Below are 18,294 nucleotides of genomic sequence, written 5' to 3' on the forward strand. Positions count from 1 at the left end.
TATGCTTCAAGGATCAGGTTTGCCAAGGGGTGAGGCAAACATTCTTGGAGGAATGCTGGCCTTTTTTCATATCAGCATACTTCTTCGTGAGGTATGCTTTTTTTGTTTATTTTTCAGTTGAGAATACAAATCATTATAGGAGGGGAATCGATGAGAGAAGCTTTGACTCGTTTACGAGAAGCAGAAGAAGCCAATGAACAGCAATTGCGCGCTTTGAAAAAAGAATTGCAGTCGGAAGAAGCGCAGCAGCAACAAGCATTGCAAGAGCGATCAGCCGCTTTGGAAGAGGCGCTTGCTCAAGAACAAGCAACAATCGAAGAGCAGTTGCAACAGTCACTAGCAGCACAAAAGCAGCAGCTGGCAAAAGAGAACCAGCAAGTGTTAGATCGTTACCAAAAAAATATGCAAAGCTTCCAAGAACAAGCGGTTCAACAGATCGTTGAAGGAGTGATCGGGACTTATGGCAGTAACCAAACTAAATAAACTAACGTTGATCACCCCGAAGCACTACCAAGAAAGGTTATTGACGAAGCTGCAAACGATGCAGTTTGTTGAAATCGAGAACGTATTTGAGCAGGAAGCGAACGAAACTTGGCTGCGGGAATTTTTTGCAGGAGCCACCCCAGAAGGTGCTTCTCATCAACCAATGATTCGTCGACTGCAAGAAGCGATCCGCTTTATTCGTCAAAATGGTGATGCGAAAAAAGGCACGGAATGGCAACGAGATGCCTTGCGGCTGTCGGACTTTGAAACAAGCTTCGATGAAGCAGCAGCATTAACGGAGCTGGTTGAAGTCGAGAATTTGCAGGAGCGCTGGGTAGAGACGATCGAAGCGATCGAAGCAGCGACGCAGTCGGAAGAATGGGCGACACAATGGCAAAATCTTGACGTACCCTTGGAGATCGAAGCGCCTGCACATACAAGTTTTTTTGCTGGGAGTGTCGAAGGTCCACGCTGGGAAGATCTAGCTGAAGCCTTGCGTCAATTGGAAGAGGTTCATATCGAAGTGATCTATTCTGAACCCAAAAAAGTCAATTTCAGCTGCCTGTTTTTAACAGCGATCGAAGAGCAAGTGTTCCAATTGTTTCACCGATATGGGGTGAAGAAAGAAACTGGCCTGACATCCGAATCACCAAAAGTGGTTTTGCAAAATGCGAAACAAGCCTTGACTTCCTTGACGCAGCAGCGCAAAGAACTGATTACAGAAATTAGTCAGCACAAACAACGGCTGATCCTGCTGCAGCAAGCGGAAGAACTGTTTTTGACTCGTGAGAATCGGGCAATGATGCAACAGCGCTTAGCAGCTGGTCAGACCTTTGCCCTCTTGCGCGGCTGGATCGAAGAAAAGGATCAGCCGTTAGTGGCGGAAATGGTCCAAGAATCCTTTGCCAACGAGATTTACTATTCATTTGAAGAACCCACTGCAGAGGAGATCGCTGCCAATCAAGTGCCAACGAAACTAAAAAACGCCTCGTTTATTCAACCCTTTGAAATGTTGACGGAAATGTACAGCTTGCCAAAATACGATGAGATCGATCCAACCCCATGGATGACGCCTTTTTACTATGTTTTCTTTGGTATGATGGTGGCTGACTTAGGTTATGGTGCATTAATGGCTGTCGCGACCACGATTGGGCTACACGCCTTGCGTTTGCCCAAAGGGACCAAACGGTTTCTGAAATTGTTCCAGATTTTGTCTGTGCCAACTATGATTTGGGGCGCAATCTACGGCTCCTTCTTTGGTGCTACATTGCCCTTCCAACTTTTATCGCCCTCCGAAGATTTTATGGCGATCTTTGGTCTATCCATGATTTTTGGTGGGATCCAACTGTTTACAGGCCTTTATTTAGCAGCCAAAGAAAATATCCGCAAAAAGGATCTTTTAGGTGCAGTCAACGAAGGCTTTGCGTGGCTAGGACTTTTGAGTGGTCTTTTAGTGGCAGCCGCAGGCAATCTTTTGATCGATGTCCCAGCACTAACAACCGTCGGCTTGATTTTAGCAGGCTTTAGTGCCTTATTGATCATCGTGGTACCGATTCTGAAAGGGAAAACCAAAGTGGGCGGCTTCTTTTTAGGCTTGTATGACTTATACGGTGTGACCAGTTACATCGGCGACTTTGTCAGCTATAGCCGCTTGATGGCATTAGGGATCTCTGGTGGGAGTATCGCAGCAGCCTTCAACTTATTGGTGGGCTATTTGCCGCCAGCCGCTCGTTTTTCTGTAGGCATTCTCTTATTGGTTGTCCTACAAGCTTTAAACATCTTTTTATCGTTACTGAGTGCGTATGTGCATGCCGCTCGTTTACAATATGTAGAGTTTTTCGGAAAATTTTTCACTGGTGGGGGGCGCCAATTTGAAACCTTTAAGCCAAGTGAGAAATACGTTGATTTTGATAAAGAAAATGGAGGAGACAATAAATGATTGATTACTTAATTAATAATAATGGTGGTATGGTGTTTGCAATTATCGGAATGGGGATCGCTACGATCTTTTCTGGGATCGGTTCAGCCAAAGGGGTGGGCCAAACTGGTGAAGCAGCGGCAGCCTTAACGACGAATCAGCCGGAGAAGTTTGGACAAGCCTTGATTTTACAATTGCTTCCCGGAACGCAAGGACTTTACGGATTCGTTATTGCGTTTATGATCTATGGTAGCTTAAGTGGTGAAATGTCGACAGTGACTGGTATGGCGTACTTGATGGCCTCACTGCCAGTTGCCTTTACTGGCTTATTCTCAGGAATGGCCCAAGGGAAGGTCGCTGCAGCTGGGATTCAAATTTTAGCGAAGAAACCAGAGCATTTCTTTAAAGGGGTCATGTTCTCAGTAATGGTTGAGATGTATGCCATCTTGGGCTTTGTTATTTCTTTCTTACTTTTAGGAACGATTTAAAGGGGGCGAAGGTATGGATGCAATCGACAAAATGATTGCTGAACTAGACCAAGAAGCGCAGACAAAACGGGAACGTTTGGCTGCCGCTGAACGTGCTAGGATCAGTGAAACGATGGCACGTGACTGGGCGAAAAAAGAGTCGGACTTGCAGCTTCGTGCCCAGCAAGCAAAAAAGCAAGCCGAAAAAAATTATCAGCAAGCGCTGAATCGCCAAGCAAGTGCCGCTAAGCAGCAGCAAATGGTGAAACAAAACGAATACCTGACACAACTTTTTGAGCAAGCGTATCAACAAATGGTTGCCTGGACGCCAGAAGAGCTGCAGTCATTTGCTGAAAATGTGCTGCAACAGCTGCCGATCAGTGGGACGGTGACCTTCCACGCTGGTCCTGAGCAAGCAGCCCATCTAGATGCCGCTTGGCTTACGTCTTGTCAATCAAAACTACCGTATCAAATCAAAGCAGGCGCACCATTGACAGAAGCAGGCTTTTTGGTGGATGACAACGGCATTCAATACAATTTTACCTATCAGGTACTGCTTGATGAATACAAGAAAGAAACCCGAGAACGGTGGTTGCAGATCATACAACAAGGAGGTTGATCCATGAGGAACTATCATCAATTGAATCCAATCATTCGGCTGAAAGAGATGACGTTGCTAAAGCCGCAAGAAGTCGAACAAATGATTGCGGCAAAAGGGTTTGCTGAAGTCGAAGCTGTCTTGCAGCAGACCCATTATCAACGCTATTTAAAGCCAGATTTTCATGAACGATTCGAAACCTATCTCGATGAAGAATTGTTAAAGACAATCAAAGAATTGGCCGAGCTGGTTCCTGATCAAGAGATCCTCCGACTGTATATGATGCCTTTTACTTTCCATAATCTAAAAGTCTTGACCAAAGAGTCAGTCACTGGAAAAGATTATGATCATCTACTGATCGAAGATGGTTTTTACACGATCGATGAGTGTCGGACCGCCATCAAAACGGGAACCTCAGAGGTATTGCCTGAGAAAATCGTGACTACGATCCAAGAAGTGCGGGAGTACTTAGAAGGCGGCGCCGTGTTGCAAGGCATCGATATCATTTACGATCGCCGGTATTTACATGAACAACGGCGACTGGCAGATGAAATCAAGATCCCTGAGCTACAAGAAGCTGTCATCAAGATGATCGATCTGACCAATCTAACGATTGCCGCTCGTTGTGTACTTCAAAAACGATCGCGTAGTTTTATGGAGGCAGTCTTAGTGAGTGTCGGCAGTATCCCGAAAGAAGAATTTTTAGCGTTTGCGAATGCGTCCTATAGTGACTTTTTAGCCTTCTTATTAGAAAGTGATTATCAGGAAGTGTTGCGGCCTTTGATTCATGAACAGGTGATCGACTTTGCTGGCTTGGCACTTTTGCAAGACAATTTGATCACAGAAAGCTATGGCCAAGCCCAAACGGATGCTTTAGGACCATTGCCTTTACTCGCATTTTTGAATGCTAAGGTTTTGGAACTACAAAATCTGCGTATCTTGCTAGTAGGCAAACGCAGTGGCTTTACGGAAGAACAACTCAGAGAAAGGATGCGGCACTATGACTCATAAAATCGGCGTAATCGGCGAGAAAGAATCCGTCATTCCTTTTCAACTATTTGGCTTTCAGGTCTGCTATGCCTCGGAAGAAAAAGAAGTGAAGCAGGCGCTGGCAAAATTAATAAAGAACAGTACGATCATCTACCTGACTGAAAAATGTGCTGAGCTGATTCCCGATGAATTAGCAAAAGTCCAACAAAAAATGACACCTGCAGTCATCTTGATTCCTGATTATGATGGTTCCCGAGGAATCGGCAAGCGAATGATTCAAGAAAATGTCGAAAAAGCAGTTGGACAAAACATACTATAGAGAGGAGCCGATGTTGTGGAAAAAGGAACAATTATTAAAGTATCTGGTCCATTGGTGTTAGCCAAAAATATGGGCCATGCAAGTTTAGAAGATATCTGTTATGTAGGAGATTTAGGCGTGGTCGGTGAGATCATCGAAATGCGCGGCGACGTCGCTTCGATCCAAGTCTATGAAGAAACGTCTGGGATCGGACCTGGTGAACCAGTCGAAACCACCGGTGAACCGCTATCCGTCGAATTGGCGCCTGGGATCATGTCACAAATGTTTGATGGCATCCAACGTCCCTTAGAAACCTTCATGTCTGTCACCCAAAGCAACTTCTTGACGCGTGGGGTGCAATTGCCTGCGTTGGATCATGAGAAAAAGTGGCCCTTTGTACCGACAGTCGAAGTCGGCGCAGTAGTCAGTACCGGGATGGTCATCGGCACCGTGCAAGAAACACCGTTGATCAATCACAAGATCATGGTTCCTCATGGCGTTTCAGGAACAGTCAAGGCTGTTTATGCGGGGGAATTTACCATCGATGAAACGATTTATGTTTTAGATACACCCAAAGGAGAACGGTCTTTCACGATGCTGCAAAAATGGCCCGTTCGTCATAGCCGTCCAGTAAAGCAAAAACTGAATCCAGTCGAACCAATGATTACTGGCCAGCGAGTGATCGACACCTTCTTTCCAATCGCTAAAGGCGGGGCGTCAGCCGTTCCAGGACCTTTTGGTGCAGGGAAAACTGTCGTTCAGCACCAAATCGCCAAATGGGCGGATGTCGACCTGGTCGTCTATGTCGGCTGCGGCGAACGCGGCAATGAAATGACCGATGTAATGAACGAGTTTCCAGAGTTGATCGACCCTCGTAGTGGTGAATCTTTAATGGCGAGAACCGTGTTGATCGCTAACACCTCCAATATGCCGGTAGCCGCTCGGGAAGCGTCGATTTATACTGGGATCACGATTGCGGAATACTTCCGAGACATGGGGTATTCAGTGGCGATCATGGCGGATTCCACCTCACGTTGGGCAGAAGCACTGCGAGAAATGTCTGGTCGTCTGGAAGAAATGCCTGGGGATGAAGGGTATCCAGCTTACTTAGGCAGCCGCTTGGCAGAGTATTATGAGCGTTCTGGAAAAGCGATTTGCTTAGGTTCTGATCAAGAAGGCAGTATCACTGCCATCAGCGCCGTTTCACCATCAGGCGGCGATATTTCAGAACCAGTTACCCAAAATACGTTGCGGGTCGTTAAAGTCTTTTGGGGCTTAGATGCCACCTTAGCGCAAAAGCGTCATTTTCCATCGATCGATTGGTTGAAGAGCTACTCTTTATACGAAAACGAATTGGGTGCCTTTTTGGACCAACAAATGCAAGTGGATTGGTCCAAACAAGTAACAGAAGCCATGCGGATGCTGCAAAAAGAATCTGAGTTGTCAGAGATCGTTCGACTTGTCGGCATCGACGCTTTGTCCGAAAAAGATCAGTTATTGCTGGAAACCACCAAATCATTGCGAGAAGATTTCTTGCAACAAAACGCTTTTGACGACGTCGATACGTTTACCTCTCGTGAAAAGCAGTTCAAAATGCTGGAGACGATCTTGCTGCTCCACAAAGAAGCGGAAGATGCGTTGACACTAGGTGCGTATCTTTCAGAAATCTATGCAGGAACCGAAGAATTGCGAGACAAAGTGGCACGTATGAAGTACCTGCCTGAAACGGAATTAGCAAAAATTCCTGCTTTGCATCAAGAGATCAAAGCAACGATGAAAGAAATTTTACAGAAAGGAGACCGCACCGATGATCAAGGAATATAAAACGATTGGAGAAGTTGTCGGACCATTGATGGCCGTCGATCGCGTCTCCGGTGTCAAATACGAAGAGTTGATCGAAGTCCGCATGCAAAACGGCGAAACGCGGCAAGGACAAGTACTGGAGATCCAAGAAGACAAAGCGTTGGTCCAAATTTTTGAAGGAACCGGCGGGATCAATTTGCGGGAATCTGCGGTGCGTTTCTTAGGACATCCTTTGGAATTAGGCGTTTCCGAGCAAATGATCGGGCGAGTCTTTGACGGTTTAGGTCGGGTCAAAGATGGCGGAGTAGAGATCGTCCCAGAAAAATTTATGGACATCAACGGCGAAGTGATCAATCCAGCAGCGCGGGATTATCCTGATGAGTTTATTCAAACGGGGATCTCATCGATCGACCACTTGAATACGCTCGTTCGGGGACAAAAGCTACCGATTTTTTCTGGTTCTGGCCTGCCTCATAAAGAATTGGCTTCGCAAATTGCGCGTCAAGCACAAGTGCTGAATTCAGAAGATGATTTCGCTGTTGTATTTGCTGGCATCGGGATCACCTTTGAAGAAGCAGAATATTTCATGGAAGATTTTCGTCAAACTGGCGCCATCGACCATTCTGTCGTCTTTATGAATCTAGCCAATGACCCAGCGATCGAGCGGATCGCTACTCCCCGAATGGCACTGACGGCAGCCGAATACTTGGCTTACGAAAAGGGCATGCATGTCTTGGTGATCATGACGGATATGACCAACTACTGTGAAGCTTTGCGGGAGATCTCCTCTGCTCGTCGTGAAGTGCCAGGACGTCGGGGCTATCCTGGGTATCTTTATACCAATCTATCAACGTTATATGAACGTGCGGGACGGATTCGCGGCTTGAAAGGTTCAGTGACCCAGCTGCCGATTTTGACCATGCCAGAAGATGACAAAACCCATCCGATTCCCGATTTGACCGGCTATATCACCGAAGGACAAATCATCTTGTCTCGTGATTTGTATAAAAACGGCATCCAGCCACCCATCGATGTCTTGCCGTCATTGTCACGGTTAAAAGATAAAGGGACCGGTGAAGGCAAAACCCGTAAAGACCATGCCGCAACGATGAACCAGTTGTTTTCTGCGTATGCTCAAGGAAAGCAAGCCAAGGAATTGGCGGTCGTTTTAGGAGAATCGGCATTGTCGGAAGTAGATAAAACCTATGCCAAATTTGCGGAACGCTTCGAAAATGAATACTTGAACCAAGGGTATCGCACCAACCGCTCGATTATCGAAACCTTGGAATTAGGCTGGGAATTATTGGCGATGCTGCCAAAAGTCGAGCTGAAGCGGATCAGCGATGCCTTATTGGCAGAATACTTACCGGGAGAGGAGAACAATGGCGCAAAAAACCGTTAATCCAACCCGCATGGAGCTGTCGCGCCTCAGCAAACAATTGGCGACAGCCAAACGCGGACACAAATTATTAAAAGACAAACAAGACGAACTCATGCGTCAATTTATTGAATTGATCAAAAAGAATGACCGCTTGCGTAAAGAAGTCGAAGAACAATTGCAGCGTGCCATGAAGGCATTTCGCTTAGCCAATGCTACGATCAATGAAAAATACATTGAAGAAATGTTTATTTTACCAGCAACTGAGGTCTCCCTTGAATTATCCACGAAATACATCATGAGTGTGGAAGTGCCAGTGATGCATTTTGATTATGACGATACGGTGATGCAAGCGCCGATCGAGTACGGCTTTTTGAATTCCAATGTTCCGTTAGATAATGCGGTCGCCCGTTTTACCGACGTCATGCCAAAGCTGCTGGAGCTAACGGAAATCGAAAAGACCTGTCAATTGATGGCAGGGGAAATCGAACGGACGCGCCGACGCGTCAATGCCCTAGAATATTTGACGATTCCCGAGCTGGAAGAAGCCATTTATGGAATCAAAATGCGGCTGGAAGAAAATGAACGAGCAAACGTAACAAGAATGATCAAAGTGAAGAATAAATCAAAATAAAATGGTATGATAAGAGAAAAAACCAATGCATTAAACTTGGATTACTAAGACATTGGTTTTTGCAAAAGGTCAAAGGAAATGAAAATGAAAAAAAGAAATCGTTTGAAAAAAAAGCTGGCATCGCAACGCTTTTTGATTCCGCAGATCGTCACTCTGGTCTTCGTTTTGCTGATATTGGCAGGAACTGGCTTGCTAATGCTGCCGGCTGTCACCCAAAGTGGTGAAGGCACCAACTTTTTAGATGCGCTGTTTACTGCCACATCGGCTGTTTGCGTGACGGGTCTTTCGACCTTGACCGTAGCCGATCATTACAACCTGTGGGGCCAAGGGATCTTGCTGATGCTGATTGAGATCGGTGGGATCGGCTTTATGTCGATTCCCGTCTTCTTTTACATCTTGGCGAGAAAAAGAGTCCATCTTAGTACTCGGATGATTTTGCGGGAATCATTGAATCTGGACCGAATGTCTGGAGAGATCCATTTGGCATGGTACCTGATTCGGATCGCCTTTTTGATCCAAGTCAGTGGGATCATCTTGCTGGCTTTTGCATTCGTGCCCCGTTTTGGTTGGGAGCAAGGCCTTTGGTACAGTGTTTTTCATGCGATCTCGGCCTTTTGTAATGCTGGGTTTGATTTGTTCGGCAACAGCATGGTAGGGTTTCAAAACGACCCATTTGTGCTGGGGGTCATCAGTTTCTTGATCATCGCCGGTGGTCTGGGGTTTCTCGTTTGGTTCGATCTCCTGCATACGGCGTCCAAAAAAAGGTCCCTGCATAGCCGCTTGGCATGGATCGCTATGATCGTTTTGGTGGTTTTTGGAACGGCAGGGTTCTTTTTGACCGAAGCCAATTCACAGTTGATCACGGGTGATTCGGTCATCGAACGTTTTTTCCAATACCTCTTCTTAGCGGTCACCCCAAGAACCGCTGGATTTTTCAGTATTGATTACGGACAAATGAGTCAAGCAGGCTTGATGCTAACGATGATTTTAATGTATATCGGCGGGACCTCTGGATCAACTGCTGGGGGATTGAAGACAACGACATTTGCGGTCTTGATCATCAAGATCCGCAGCTTATTGAAAGGGCGCAGTCGAGCGGAAGTTTTTGGTCGCACGATCAAAGAATCTGCTGTATCGCGTGCCTTTACGTTGTTCTTCCTTACCTTGACGTTATGCTTCGTAGCGATTTTCTTGTTGTCGATCACTGAGAGTATGCCGCAAACCCCAAACTTTGGGTTGCCAACCATTGCCTTTGAAGTTTTTTCCGCTTTTGGAACGGTGGGGTTGACCATGGGGTTGACGCCTTACTTGTCGGTTTTTGGCAAACTTTTGATCATTTTTTTGATGTTCATTGGTCGAGTCGGCATCATGACCGTTGCTTTTTCATTGATGAAAAAAGCCAACAAACAAGAAGCTGGCTACAAATATCCTGATGAAACCGTGATGATCGGGTAACGAAACAGGGAAACGAAGCACGCTTCGTTTCCCTGTTTTTCGTTTATTGAAGTACTTCTAACATCACATCTCGTTGGTCATCGCTGACATTTCCCGCATAGTTCGGCGTGATCAAAGATAGACCACCCTCCTTATTTGTAAATAGGTACAGGTTTTGGTTAAAATCAGGATTGCTATTGGGTGTGATCTCTTTTGCAAAGGTCAACTGGGTATTCACTTTTACGGTGCGAATCCCATTGTCATTTGCTGAAAAGATGCGAATCTCCTTTGTCGCGATCGTATCGACTTGTGCTTCATAACTAATTCTGTCGGGAATCGAAATGATCATTGGAGTCGTATTTTGAATCGTGACAGTATCTGGTACATTGAAACCGTTGAAGTGAAAAGTCAGTGTAGGGCCATATTGGGAAAGATCAACGGCATATGGAAACTCGTTGGAAGCTGAGCTTGCTGTCGTTTGCATTGTGTCAGAGTGGTCCGTCGATTGCTGGCTTGTGGTCGAAGTTTTTGAAGTAGAGGTTGACGCTAAGGAGCTGCTTTCAGTCGTTTGCGTCGACGTACTTTGTTTGCTTTCAGTAGACACACGACTCTGGCTTAGCTCGCTGGTTGACTGAGCAGTATCTTTTTCGTTGTTACAACCTGTCAAAAGCCCCAAACTGACGAGTGTTAGTGCCCCAATCAAAGAAAATGTTTTTTTCATCGTTTGCTTCATCCTTTCCTTAGAATATTAGAACATCTAAAACAAGCAAATTATTGTGTCGGAATGCACAATTTTGCTGATATAGTGCTTAAATATTCTTTGGTGTTAAAGCTATTGTAGTATAGAATATTGAGAAAGAACAGGAAGTTTTTGCTGAATTTTTCGTCAATTCTATCATAAAACATTCATGAACGCCCGCAGTAGCTGGCTAATTTTGTATAATAAAGTGTTAGCCTTTTCTGACCACTTGCGTAACGCAGGGATCTAGATTAAAATACCTTGGTATAGAAGAATGGGTGGTGAAGAGGATGGAAAAAGAACGGATGGGGCAATGGTTAGCCTTTACGAATCAGCATCAAGCGATCGAGGCTCGTTTGGAGCAAGCCCTCAAAGCAGAAAGCAATCTGTCTTTGAATGAGTATTACGTGCTTTATTACTTAGAAAAGACCCCCAATCATAGCATGCGCCTCAATGATTTGATCGCCCATTTTGATCTTAGTCAAAGTGCGATGTCACGTATGATCATGCGCATGGAAGACAAGCTGTGCGGTGTGATCGAACGGCATTCTTGTCAAGATGATAAGCGGGGAATCTATATTGATTTGACCCAATCAGGTGAAAAGAAACTGCAGCGTTCAAAAGTCGTTTTTGAAAAAGTCTTGGAGGAAATGCTGGACTAATGATGTTTTTCACTTGTTTTCTCCTTGATTCTTTTGTAATATAGATGCATGTGCATGTATATTTTGATAAAAAGAAAAAAGATGCACCGATTTGTTTTAAGGATCTCCTTGGGCAACTAAGCCAGTCAGATCTACAAAGCGAAATGAATCCAATGGAAAAGGTGGGAAACCCATGCGAAATGTAACAGACAAAGCAACATTTAAGCGCGGATTGCAGTTGAAAAATCGAATCATTATGGCACCAATGACGACCAAGATGTCCTTCTTTGATGGGGTGATTACGAAAGATGAGTTGGCTTACTATGGCTTACGCTCTGGGGAAGTCGGAGCAGTCATCACAGCGGCAGCCAATGTCCAAGAAGATGGCAAGGGCTGGGAAGGGGAATTAGGCGCTTACGACGATGCCTTTTTACCTGGATTAAGTAAATTAGCCAGCACCATCAAAACCAATGGGACCAAAGCTATTTTACAGATTTTTCATGCCGGTCGGATGACGGATGACTCGGTCCTACGAGGAACACAACCGATTTCTGCCAGCGCAGTTGCTGCCGAACGACCAAATGCCCAGGTTCCCCGAGAAGTCACAGTAGATGAGATTTTAACGATTATTGAAAACTTTAAAAAAGCTACCGAACGGGCGATCAAGGCGGGGTTTGATGGCGTAGAACTCCACGGAGCCAATACGTATTTGATCCAACAATTCTTTTCTCCGCACTCAAATCGTCGATCCGATGAATGGGGTGGCTCACTAGAGAACCGTTATCGTTTTATTGAGAAGCTCGTCGATGAAGTATTGGAAACAGTGGACCAATCAGGTGTGAAGGAGTTTATCGTCGGTTATCGTTTTTCACCGGAAGAATTCGAAGAACCAGGGATTCGCTTTGAAGATACGTTGTTCTTAGTGGACCAACTGGCAGAAAAAGGATTAGACTATCTGCACATCTCCCTTGCGGATTATACCCGCAAATCGATTTCAAAAACGTACCAAGAAAAATCGATGTTGGCGTATGTCTATGAAAAAATCGCTCAGCGGGTTCCTTTGATTGGTGTAGGGGATGTCCGAACATCGAAAGATGCCGCGGGCTTGCTAGAACATGCAGACTTTGTAGCAGTGGGCCGGGCATTGTTGATCGATCCTCATTGGGGACAAAAAGTCTTAGACGGTCAAGATGAGTTGATCCGCACCACGGTTTCTACTTACGAACGTGAGGAACTCGTATTACAAAACGGCGTTTGGGGTTTTATGGAAAACATGATGCCAGATCGACTAAATGAAGAAAAATAAGCAGACAACCACCTTCGCCTTGGGCGAAGGTGGTTTTTTGGTAAAACGAGAGGAACGATCCGATTATTTTCAATTATGACCATCATTCTTTATAATTGGTGTAACGGAAAGCGCTTACTTTATTTTTATGCTGATGGGGATGAGGAGAGAATCATATTGGAGGGAGAAAAATGAAAAAAAGTGGCTTGTTCTTGCTAGTATTTTTCACAGGGTTGTTATTTGCTGGTTGTGGAGGAAATCAAGAAACAGCAGATTCACAAGATTTTGCCAGTACAGATGAGAATACGCTGACTGTTTGGGCTTGGGACACAAATTTTAATATTCCAATTATGGAAAAAGCCGGGGAATATTACAATGCGGACAATGATGCAATCGACCTTAATGTCGTCGAGATGTCCAACGAGGATACCAAGCAAAAAATGGTTTCATCCTTTACTTCAGGGGTCTCCGAAGGTTTGCCAGACATCGTTTTGATGGATGACTATGATGTGCAGAACTATTTGCTAAACTACGAAGGAAAATTTGCAGAATTATCGGAAGACATGGACTTTGACCAATTTGCTCCTTACAAAGTAACGAATGCGACCTATCAAGAAGGCGTTTATGCGGTTCCCTTTGATTCAGGTTCTGCTGGACTCTACTACCGCAAAGATTATTTAAGTGAAGCGGGGATTGATGAAAGGGAACTCACCAATCTAACCTGGTCTAAATTTGTGGAGATTGGTGAGACAGTCAAAGAAAAAACGGGGAAATGGTTCGTCGCGTTTATTCCAAATCGCGGCACTCATTATATCCAGATGGCAATGCAGTCAGCCGGATTATGGTATTTTGATGAAGACGGAAACATATTCTTGAAAGACAATCCTGCTATTCGTGAAATGCTGCCAATCCTGAAGAAGATCGAAGAAAAAGAGTTGGCAAAACCAGTAGATTATTTTGCGCCAGAAGGGATCGGTGCAGTGACGAGTGGAGAAGTGGCGGCAGTCAATTCAGCCATCTGGTTTTCAGCGACGATCCGATCCGCAGAAGATCAAAAAGGAAAATGGGGCTATACGAATCTTCCCCAATTAGAGACAGTGTCTGGAGCGACACCTTACTCGAACTTGGGTGGCTCTAGCTGGTTGGTGCTTAATGACTCACCAAATAAAGCGTTGGCCATTGATTTTCTCAAACAAGAATTTGCTGGGAATGATGAATTCTATCAAGAGATTTTAGTAGAAAATGGGGCAGTGGGGACTTACCTACCCTCACAAGAAGGAGAAGCTTATCAATATGAAGATCCTTTCTTTAATGACGCCCCGATCTATAAAGATTTTTCCAGTTGGATGGCGGACATCCCCGCCGTTGATTACGGGGTAAATACCCAAGCGGCAGTGGATGCCTTGCGTGGGGGAATGCAAAGCTATTTTGATGGTGCCATGTCCTTAGATGATATGTTGACGGAAGCAGAAAACACCTACAAGATGCAAGTCGGCGAATAGCCGACTTGTGTTGCTTAAGGAGTGATGAATATGCAAAATACGATCAGAAAAAAGCGCCCCAAAAACCAACAAGTCTGGGGATTTATTGGCCTTTCTTTAGTATTCAGTAGTGTCTTTTTGCTGTATCCCATCGTTTATTCCTTATACCTTTCCCTGCATCGGATGCAGGGACTGCAATCGGTTTTTGTCGGTTTCGGCAATTACCTGCGCATGCTGCAGGATACGATTTTTCAAAAAGCTTTACTTAATAATTTTATCTTTCTGATCTTTCAAGTACCAATCATGGTGTTATTGGGTCTTCTGCTAGCGTTTGTTTTGAACACGCCGAAGCTTGTAGGACGCTCCTTCTTTAAATTGGCGTTGTTTCTACCCTGTGTCACCTCGCTGGTTTCCTATGCAGTTTTATTTAAAATGATGTTTCAAATTGGCGGGATCGTTAATCAAGGGCTGCTGAACATTGGCTTGATCACGCAACCGCTAGATTGGCTAAATAATCCGTTTTTAGCAAAACTGACCGTTATTATTGCCCTGTGCTGGCGTTGGACAGGCTATAACATGATTTTTTATTTGGCAGGATTGCAAAATATCTCGGATGACACTTTAGAAGCTGCTGCGATCGATGGGGCGAATGGGTTTCAAAAGTTCTTTTTCGTAGTGATCCCGCAGCTGAAGCCGGTGATCGTTTTTACAACCATCACCTCCACCATTGGGACGATCCAGCTCTTTGATGAAGTGGTGAATCTAACAGGTGGTGGCCCATCCAATGAGACGTTGACTGTCGCCCAACTGATCTATAATCACTCCTTTGTCTATACGTCAAATTTTGGGTATTCGGCTACGCTGTCGTGGGTCTTAGTGATCATCATCGCTCTTTTATCTGTGATCCAGTTGAAACTCTCGAAAACGAATCAATAAAAGCGATAGAAAGGAGCAGCTATGAAAGTTACTTTAAGTGGATGCATAAAATATGGTTTTTTACTGATCGTCTCGTTTTTTTCGATTTTTCCGTTTTACTGGATGATGGTGGGCTCTACCAATACCGCCAATCAAGTTGCCGAAGGGAAGCTGACTTTTGGGAATCAGCTAGCAAGCAATTTTCAGGTGCTGTTCAGCAATTACGACATCCCATTGATCATGTGGAATTCCATCAAGATTTCATTGATCACCGTCCTTGTCAGTCTACTGGTCACTTCTTTGGCTGCCTTTGGATTTGAGAAGTTTCGAACGCGGGCGAGTGAAGGGATTTATGCGGTTTTTCTGCTATGTATGATGGTGCCACTGGCAACTTTGGTGATCCCGTTGTTTAAAATGATGGCAGGAATGCAGCTAGTCAATCAGCACGTGGCGGTCATTTTGCCATTGGTCAATAACCTGTTTCTGATTTTCTTTTTTCGCCAGAACTTCAAGTCTTTTCCTGACGGTATTTTAGATGCGAGTCGCATCGAGGGGGCAACAGAGTACACGATATTTTTCCGGATCGTTTTCCCTATGATGCGCTCGACCTATGCTGCCGCTGCCATCTATGCCTTTATGAACGCATGGAACAGCTATTTGCTACCACTGGTCTTTTTGCAAACGGAAAGTCGTCAAACCATGACATTGCTGATTTCCAATTTATCGTCAGCCAGTTACGTACCAAATTATGGCGTTCAAATGCTGGCGATCGTGATTGCAACGATCCCAACGTTGGTATTGTTTTTGTTTATGCAAAAAGGCTTTGTGAAAGGCATGACCGGTTCTTTGAAACTATAAGTAGCAATAACCAGCTTGGCTACTTTTCCATAAGGTTGGGGAAGGCTTGACGCAGGGGGTGAAATAGCTTTCCTCAGATAAAAAACAATTGCCTTGAGAGGCATTATTTTAATAAATAGTCAAACAATTCAGATTCATTCATTTTTCTTACAAAAAGATAGCGCAAGTCGAGTTGATTGATAAAAAAACAATCAGTTGTTAGACTGAATACAGGTTAAAAAAACAAAAAGGGGATGTAATGATGAAAAGAGGATTCAGAAATTATTTAGGTTCAGATGAGCGGGAGGCAGGCTACAATTTGTCTTGGGGGTCTATCTTTGCAGGGGTCGTAACATTTATCGCATTGTTCATGACACTGTCAATGATCGGCTCAGCAATCGGTTTTGGTTTGGTGGAACCAACATCAAATAATCCATTAGATGGTGTTGGGACAGGATTATTGATTTGGACAGTCATTACCTTTGTCTTGGCATTATTCGGTGCTGGTTTTGTTTCAGGTGTGGCGGCTCGACGTGTTGGATTGGTTCATGGTTTCTTAACATGGGCAACTAGTATGATCGTGATGATGGTTATGCTCTCTTACTTAACGATCGGTGCATTTTCTGTAGTCGGTTCACTTTTAGGGAACGTTGCTTCTGCTGTTGGCAGTGGCGTTGAAACAGTTGCCTCAGGTGCTGGCGATGTCGCTTCAAAAGCCTTCGATGAAATAACAGGAAACATGGAAGACGTCAATACAGATGAATTACAAGCGAATGTCAATGATGTTTTACAAGATACCGATGTTCCTGAATTACAACCAGACTACTTGCAAAATCAATTGTCTGATGCGACGAACGACATCAAAGATGCCGGCAAAGACATTGCAACGAATCCAAATGATGCTGATAAAATCATTGATGATTTAGCAAGCAAATTACAAGATCGTGCTACAACGATCGGTGATTCAGTCGATAAAGAAGCAATCTCAAATGCAGTGGCTCAAAACACAGATCTAAGCCAACAAGAAGCAGAAGAAGCAACGAACAATATCGTGAACGGCTTACAAGATGCTTCTGATGAAGCGCAAAAACAAATCGAAAATGCGCAACAAAATCTTGAACAAGCCAAACAAGACATTGACCAAGCAGTGGAAGACGCTCGTCAAAAAGCGGAAGAAGCAAGTGATGCAACAGCCAAAGCATCCATTTGGGGCTTTGTGGCAATGGTCTTAGGACTCGTTCTTACGTCAATCGGTGGTATGGTGGGTGCAAACTTAGTCAAAACTGCTGACCACGAAAATCGTATCTAATTCATCTCTCACAAAGAGAGTTAGTGAGCCATAAACCAGTGAACAGCGTTCTGCCAAAGACTCAAATGGCAGCAGCGCTGTTTTCTGCTTTTAAACAAGCGGTTAAAAATCCCCATTGACGAGTGATTTTTCTCATGCTACACTGGCTCTGAGGATTGTTACCGCTTTAGGCGGGCTATACCTATTTGTTTGTGTGAAGAAATCTAAAGAAGAATAGGGTCGTTAAAATGAACGTAACAAAAGTGATCAATAACAACATTGTGATTTCTGAGAATGAGGAAAAACAAGAATTGGTCGTCATGGGCAAAGGCTTAGGCTTTAAGAAAAAGCCAGGCGATGTGATCGACGATACCAAGATTGAAAAAGTCTATCTCAGTACACAAGAGTGGAATGTCACAAAACTAACCCAATTACTTTCTTCTATCCCTATCGAACATATTCAAGTAGCGAATGAGATCATCAGTTTTGCAAAAGTTTCCCTTGGGAAAAAATTGAGCGAAAAATTATTTCTGACGCTGACCGATCATATCAATTATGCTATCGAGCGCTATCAAAATGGCATGGAAATCAAAAATGCCTTGCTATGGGAAATCAAGCGGTTTTATAACCATGAATACCTCATTGGCAAAGAAGCGTTATCGATCATCAAAAATCGCTTGGCGATCGAGCTGCCAGAAGATGAAGCCGGCTTCATAGCATTGCACATCGTCAATGCGGAGTTGGATATGGCGCAGGTCAGTCAAGTATCGGAAATGGCGAAGATCATTCAGCATATCCTAAACATCGTTAAATATCATTTTTCAATGGAGCTTGATGAGTATTCATTGAACTACGAACGCTTTGTGACCCATTTGAAATTTTTTGTCCAGCGCTTATTCAGCGGAACAAAGCTCGATGATGCAGGAACCGGCAGTTTTATTTTTATGTTGAAAGACCGCTATATGAAGGAATATGCGTGTGCGCTGAAAATCAGCGACTACATCAACAAAGAATTCGGTAGACCGTTAGAAGAAGACGAATTGATCTATTTAACTATACACATCAAACGAATAACAAGTGCTTAGGATTGTTACTGGATTGGCAG

The 18,294-nt window shown here is 44.4% G+C and carries 18 protein-coding genes and 1 other annotated feature (1 of these 19 only partly in view); of the genes, 17 read left to right on the top strand and 1 reads right to left on the bottom strand.

Translation table 11 applies throughout. The features are described from left to right. Positions 1 to 40, top strand: a sequence feature (sodium ion sensor (DUF1646 type); this cis-regulatory element may regulate processes involved in with the transportation of sodium ions) (it extends 14 nt beyond the left edge of the window). A gap of 110 nt (positions 41 to 150) precedes the next feature. The 10 genes from A5878_RS05780 to A5878_RS05825 all read left to right on the top strand — a co-directional run bounded on the left by A5878_RS05780 (position 151) and on the right by A5878_RS05825 (position 10,024). Further along, positions 151 to 483 carry a hypothetical protein gene (locus A5878_RS05780; RefSeq protein WP_015509344.1) on the top strand — a complete coding sequence of 111 codons (333 nt, stop codon included), beginning with the start codon at positions 151 to 153 and terminating at the stop codon, positions 481 to 483. Continuing rightward, positions 461 to 2,422, top strand: coding sequence for a V-type ATP synthase subunit I (locus tag A5878_RS05785; protein ID WP_086294903.1), 1,962 nt, complete (start codon positions 461 to 463; stop codon positions 2,420 to 2,422). Before A5878_RS05780 ends, A5878_RS05785 begins: the two co-directional genes overlap by 23 nt. Then, a complete protein-coding gene (locus A5878_RS05790; protein WP_005225567.1) occupies positions 2,419 to 2,889 on the top strand; it encodes a V-type ATP synthase subunit K in 471 nt (156 codons plus the stop codon). The genes A5878_RS05785 and A5878_RS05790 overlap by 4 nt, the downstream gene beginning before the upstream one ends. A 13-nt stretch (positions 2,890 to 2,902) precedes the next feature. Then, positions 2,903 to 3,487 (top strand): hypothetical protein, encoded by a 585-nt coding sequence (locus A5878_RS05795; protein ID WP_005225568.1) that lies wholly within the window; start codon positions 2,903 to 2,905, stop codon positions 3,485 to 3,487. A 3-nt stretch (positions 3,488 to 3,490) separates the two neighbouring features. Beyond that, positions 3,491 to 4,477 (top strand): V-type ATPase subunit, encoded by a 987-nt coding sequence (locus A5878_RS05800; protein WP_086294904.1) that lies wholly within the window; start codon positions 3,491 to 3,493, stop codon positions 4,475 to 4,477. Beyond that, a complete protein-coding gene (locus tag A5878_RS05805; protein ID WP_005234891.1) occupies positions 4,467 to 4,775 on the top strand; it encodes a V-type ATP synthase subunit F in 309 nt (102 codons plus the stop codon). Before A5878_RS05800 ends, A5878_RS05805 begins: the two co-directional genes overlap by 11 nt. 15 nt (positions 4,776 to 4,790) lie before the next feature. Further along, positions 4,791 to 6,578, top strand: a complete 1,788-nt coding sequence (locus A5878_RS05810) for a V-type ATP synthase subunit A (protein ID WP_016608179.1) — start codon at positions 4,791 to 4,793, stop codon at positions 6,576 to 6,578. Then, a complete protein-coding gene (locus A5878_RS05815; protein ID WP_010747828.1) occupies positions 6,562 to 7,959 on the top strand; it encodes a V-type ATP synthase subunit B in 1,398 nt (465 codons plus the stop codon). Before A5878_RS05810 ends, A5878_RS05815 begins: the two co-directional genes overlap by 17 nt. After that, a complete protein-coding gene (locus A5878_RS05820; RefSeq protein ID WP_086294905.1) occupies positions 7,940 to 8,569 on the top strand; it encodes a V-type ATP synthase subunit D in 630 nt (209 codons plus the stop codon). The genes A5878_RS05815 and A5878_RS05820 overlap by 20 nt, the downstream gene beginning before the upstream one ends. Positions 8,570 to 8,647: 78 nt before the next feature. Continuing rightward, entirely contained in the window at positions 8,648 to 10,024 is a 1,377-nt protein-coding gene (locus A5878_RS05825; protein ID WP_034869953.1) for a TrkH family potassium uptake protein, read from the top strand. A gap of 43 nt (positions 10,025 to 10,067) precedes the next feature. Here the strand turns inward: A5878_RS05825 and A5878_RS05830 are convergent, their stop codons facing one another. Next, a complete protein-coding gene (locus tag A5878_RS05830; protein WP_034868420.1) occupies positions 10,068 to 10,724 on the bottom strand; it encodes a hypothetical protein in 657 nt (218 codons plus the stop codon). Positions 10,725 to 11,032: 308 nt separating this feature from the next. On the opposite strand from A5878_RS05830, the gene A5878_RS05835 reads away from it, so the two are divergent. The 7 genes from A5878_RS05835 to licT all read left to right on the top strand — a co-directional run bounded on the left by A5878_RS05835 (position 11,033) and on the right by licT (position 18,274). Then, positions 11,033 to 11,404 carry a MarR family winged helix-turn-helix transcriptional regulator gene (locus A5878_RS05835; protein WP_010747832.1) on the top strand — a complete coding sequence of 124 codons (372 nt, stop codon included), beginning with the start codon at positions 11,033 to 11,035 and terminating at the stop codon, positions 11,402 to 11,404. 172 nt (positions 11,405 to 11,576) lie between these two features. After that, positions 11,577 to 12,689: an NADH-dependent flavin oxidoreductase gene (locus tag A5878_RS05840; RefSeq protein WP_086294906.1), complete on the top strand. Its 1,113-nt coding sequence runs from the start codon at positions 11,577 to 11,579 to the stop codon at positions 12,687 to 12,689. A gap of 170 nt (positions 12,690 to 12,859) precedes the next feature. Further along, complete coding sequence (locus A5878_RS05845) at positions 12,860 to 14,170, top strand: ABC transporter substrate-binding protein (protein ID WP_086294907.1); 1,311 nt, start codon at positions 12,860 to 12,862, stop codon at positions 14,168 to 14,170. 30 nt (positions 14,171 to 14,200) lie between these two features. Then, positions 14,201 to 15,085 (top strand): carbohydrate ABC transporter permease, encoded by an 885-nt coding sequence (locus A5878_RS05850; RefSeq protein WP_074535050.1) that lies wholly within the window; start codon positions 14,201 to 14,203, stop codon positions 15,083 to 15,085. Positions 15,086 to 15,106: 21 nt separating this feature from the next. After that, positions 15,107 to 15,922: a carbohydrate ABC transporter permease gene (locus A5878_RS05855; RefSeq protein ID WP_015509354.1), complete on the top strand. Its 816-nt coding sequence runs from the start codon at positions 15,107 to 15,109 to the stop codon at positions 15,920 to 15,922. A gap of 241 nt (positions 15,923 to 16,163) precedes the next feature. Then, complete coding sequence (locus A5878_RS05860) at positions 16,164 to 17,210, top strand: hypothetical protein (protein WP_179190655.1); 1,047 nt, start codon at positions 16,164 to 16,166, stop codon at positions 17,208 to 17,210. Between the two features lie 227 nt (positions 17,211 to 17,437). After that, the gene (gene licT, locus A5878_RS05865) at positions 17,438 to 18,274 is read left to right on the top strand and encodes a BglG family transcription antiterminator LicT (protein WP_074535051.1); all 837 of its coding nucleotides are present in this window, start codon (positions 17,438 to 17,440) and stop codon (positions 18,272 to 18,274) included. Positions 18,275 to 18,294 lie beyond the last annotated feature (20 nt).

It is taken from the genome of Enterococcus sp. 3G6_DIV0642 (assembly GCF_002140635.1).
Taxonomy (GTDB): Bacteria; Bacillota; Bacilli; order Lactobacillales; family Enterococcaceae; genus Enterococcus_D; species Enterococcus_D casseliflavus.

Bases quoted from the DNA above. Each gene is read 5' to 3' on its own strand.
- A5878_RS05780 (WP_015509344.1), top strand. From the start codon at position 151: ATGAGAGAAGCTTTGACTCGTTTACGAGAAGCAGAAGAAGCCAATGAA.
- A5878_RS05785 (WP_086294903.1), top strand. From the start codon at position 461: ATGGCAGTAACCAAACTAAATAAACTAACGTTGATCACCCCGAAGCAC.
- A5878_RS05790 (WP_005225567.1), top strand. From the start codon at position 2,419: ATGATTGATTACTTAATTAATAATAATGGTGGTATGGTGTTTGCAATT.
- A5878_RS05795 (WP_005225568.1), top strand. From the start codon at position 2,903: ATGGATGCAATCGACAAAATGATTGCTGAACTAGACCAAGAAGCGCAG.
- A5878_RS05800 (WP_086294904.1), top strand. From the start codon at position 3,491: ATGAGGAACTATCATCAATTGAATCCAATCATTCGGCTGAAAGAGATG.
- A5878_RS05805 (WP_005234891.1), top strand. From the start codon at position 4,467: ATGACTCATAAAATCGGCGTAATCGGCGAGAAAGAATCCGTCATTCCT.
- A5878_RS05815 (WP_010747828.1), top strand. From the start codon at position 6,562: ATGATCAAGGAATATAAAACGATTGGAGAAGTTGTCGGACCATTGATG.
- A5878_RS05820 (WP_086294905.1), top strand. From the start codon at position 7,940: ATGGCGCAAAAAACCGTTAATCCAACCCGCATGGAGCTGTCGCGCCTC.
- A5878_RS05825 (WP_034869953.1), top strand. From the start codon at position 8,648: ATGAAAATGAAAAAAAGAAATCGTTTGAAAAAAAAGCTGGCATCGCAA.
- A5878_RS05830 (WP_034868420.1), bottom strand. From the start codon at position 10,724: ATGAAAAAAACATTTTCTTTGATTGGGGCACTAACACTCGTCAGTTTG.
- A5878_RS05835 (WP_010747832.1), top strand. From the start codon at position 11,033: ATGGAAAAAGAACGGATGGGGCAATGGTTAGCCTTTACGAATCAGCAT.
- A5878_RS05840 (WP_086294906.1), top strand. From the start codon at position 11,577: ATGCGAAATGTAACAGACAAAGCAACATTTAAGCGCGGATTGCAGTTG.
- A5878_RS05845 (WP_086294907.1), top strand. From the start codon at position 12,860: ATGAAAAAAAGTGGCTTGTTCTTGCTAGTATTTTTCACAGGGTTGTTA.
- A5878_RS05850 (WP_074535050.1), top strand. From the start codon at position 14,201: ATGCAAAATACGATCAGAAAAAAGCGCCCCAAAAACCAACAAGTCTGG.
- A5878_RS05855 (WP_015509354.1), top strand. From the start codon at position 15,107: ATGAAAGTTACTTTAAGTGGATGCATAAAATATGGTTTTTTACTGATC.
- A5878_RS05860 (WP_179190655.1), top strand. From the start codon at position 16,164: ATGAAAAGAGGATTCAGAAATTATTTAGGTTCAGATGAGCGGGAGGCA.
- licT (WP_074535051.1), top strand. From the start codon at position 17,438: ATGAACGTAACAAAAGTGATCAATAACAACATTGTGATTTCTGAGAAT.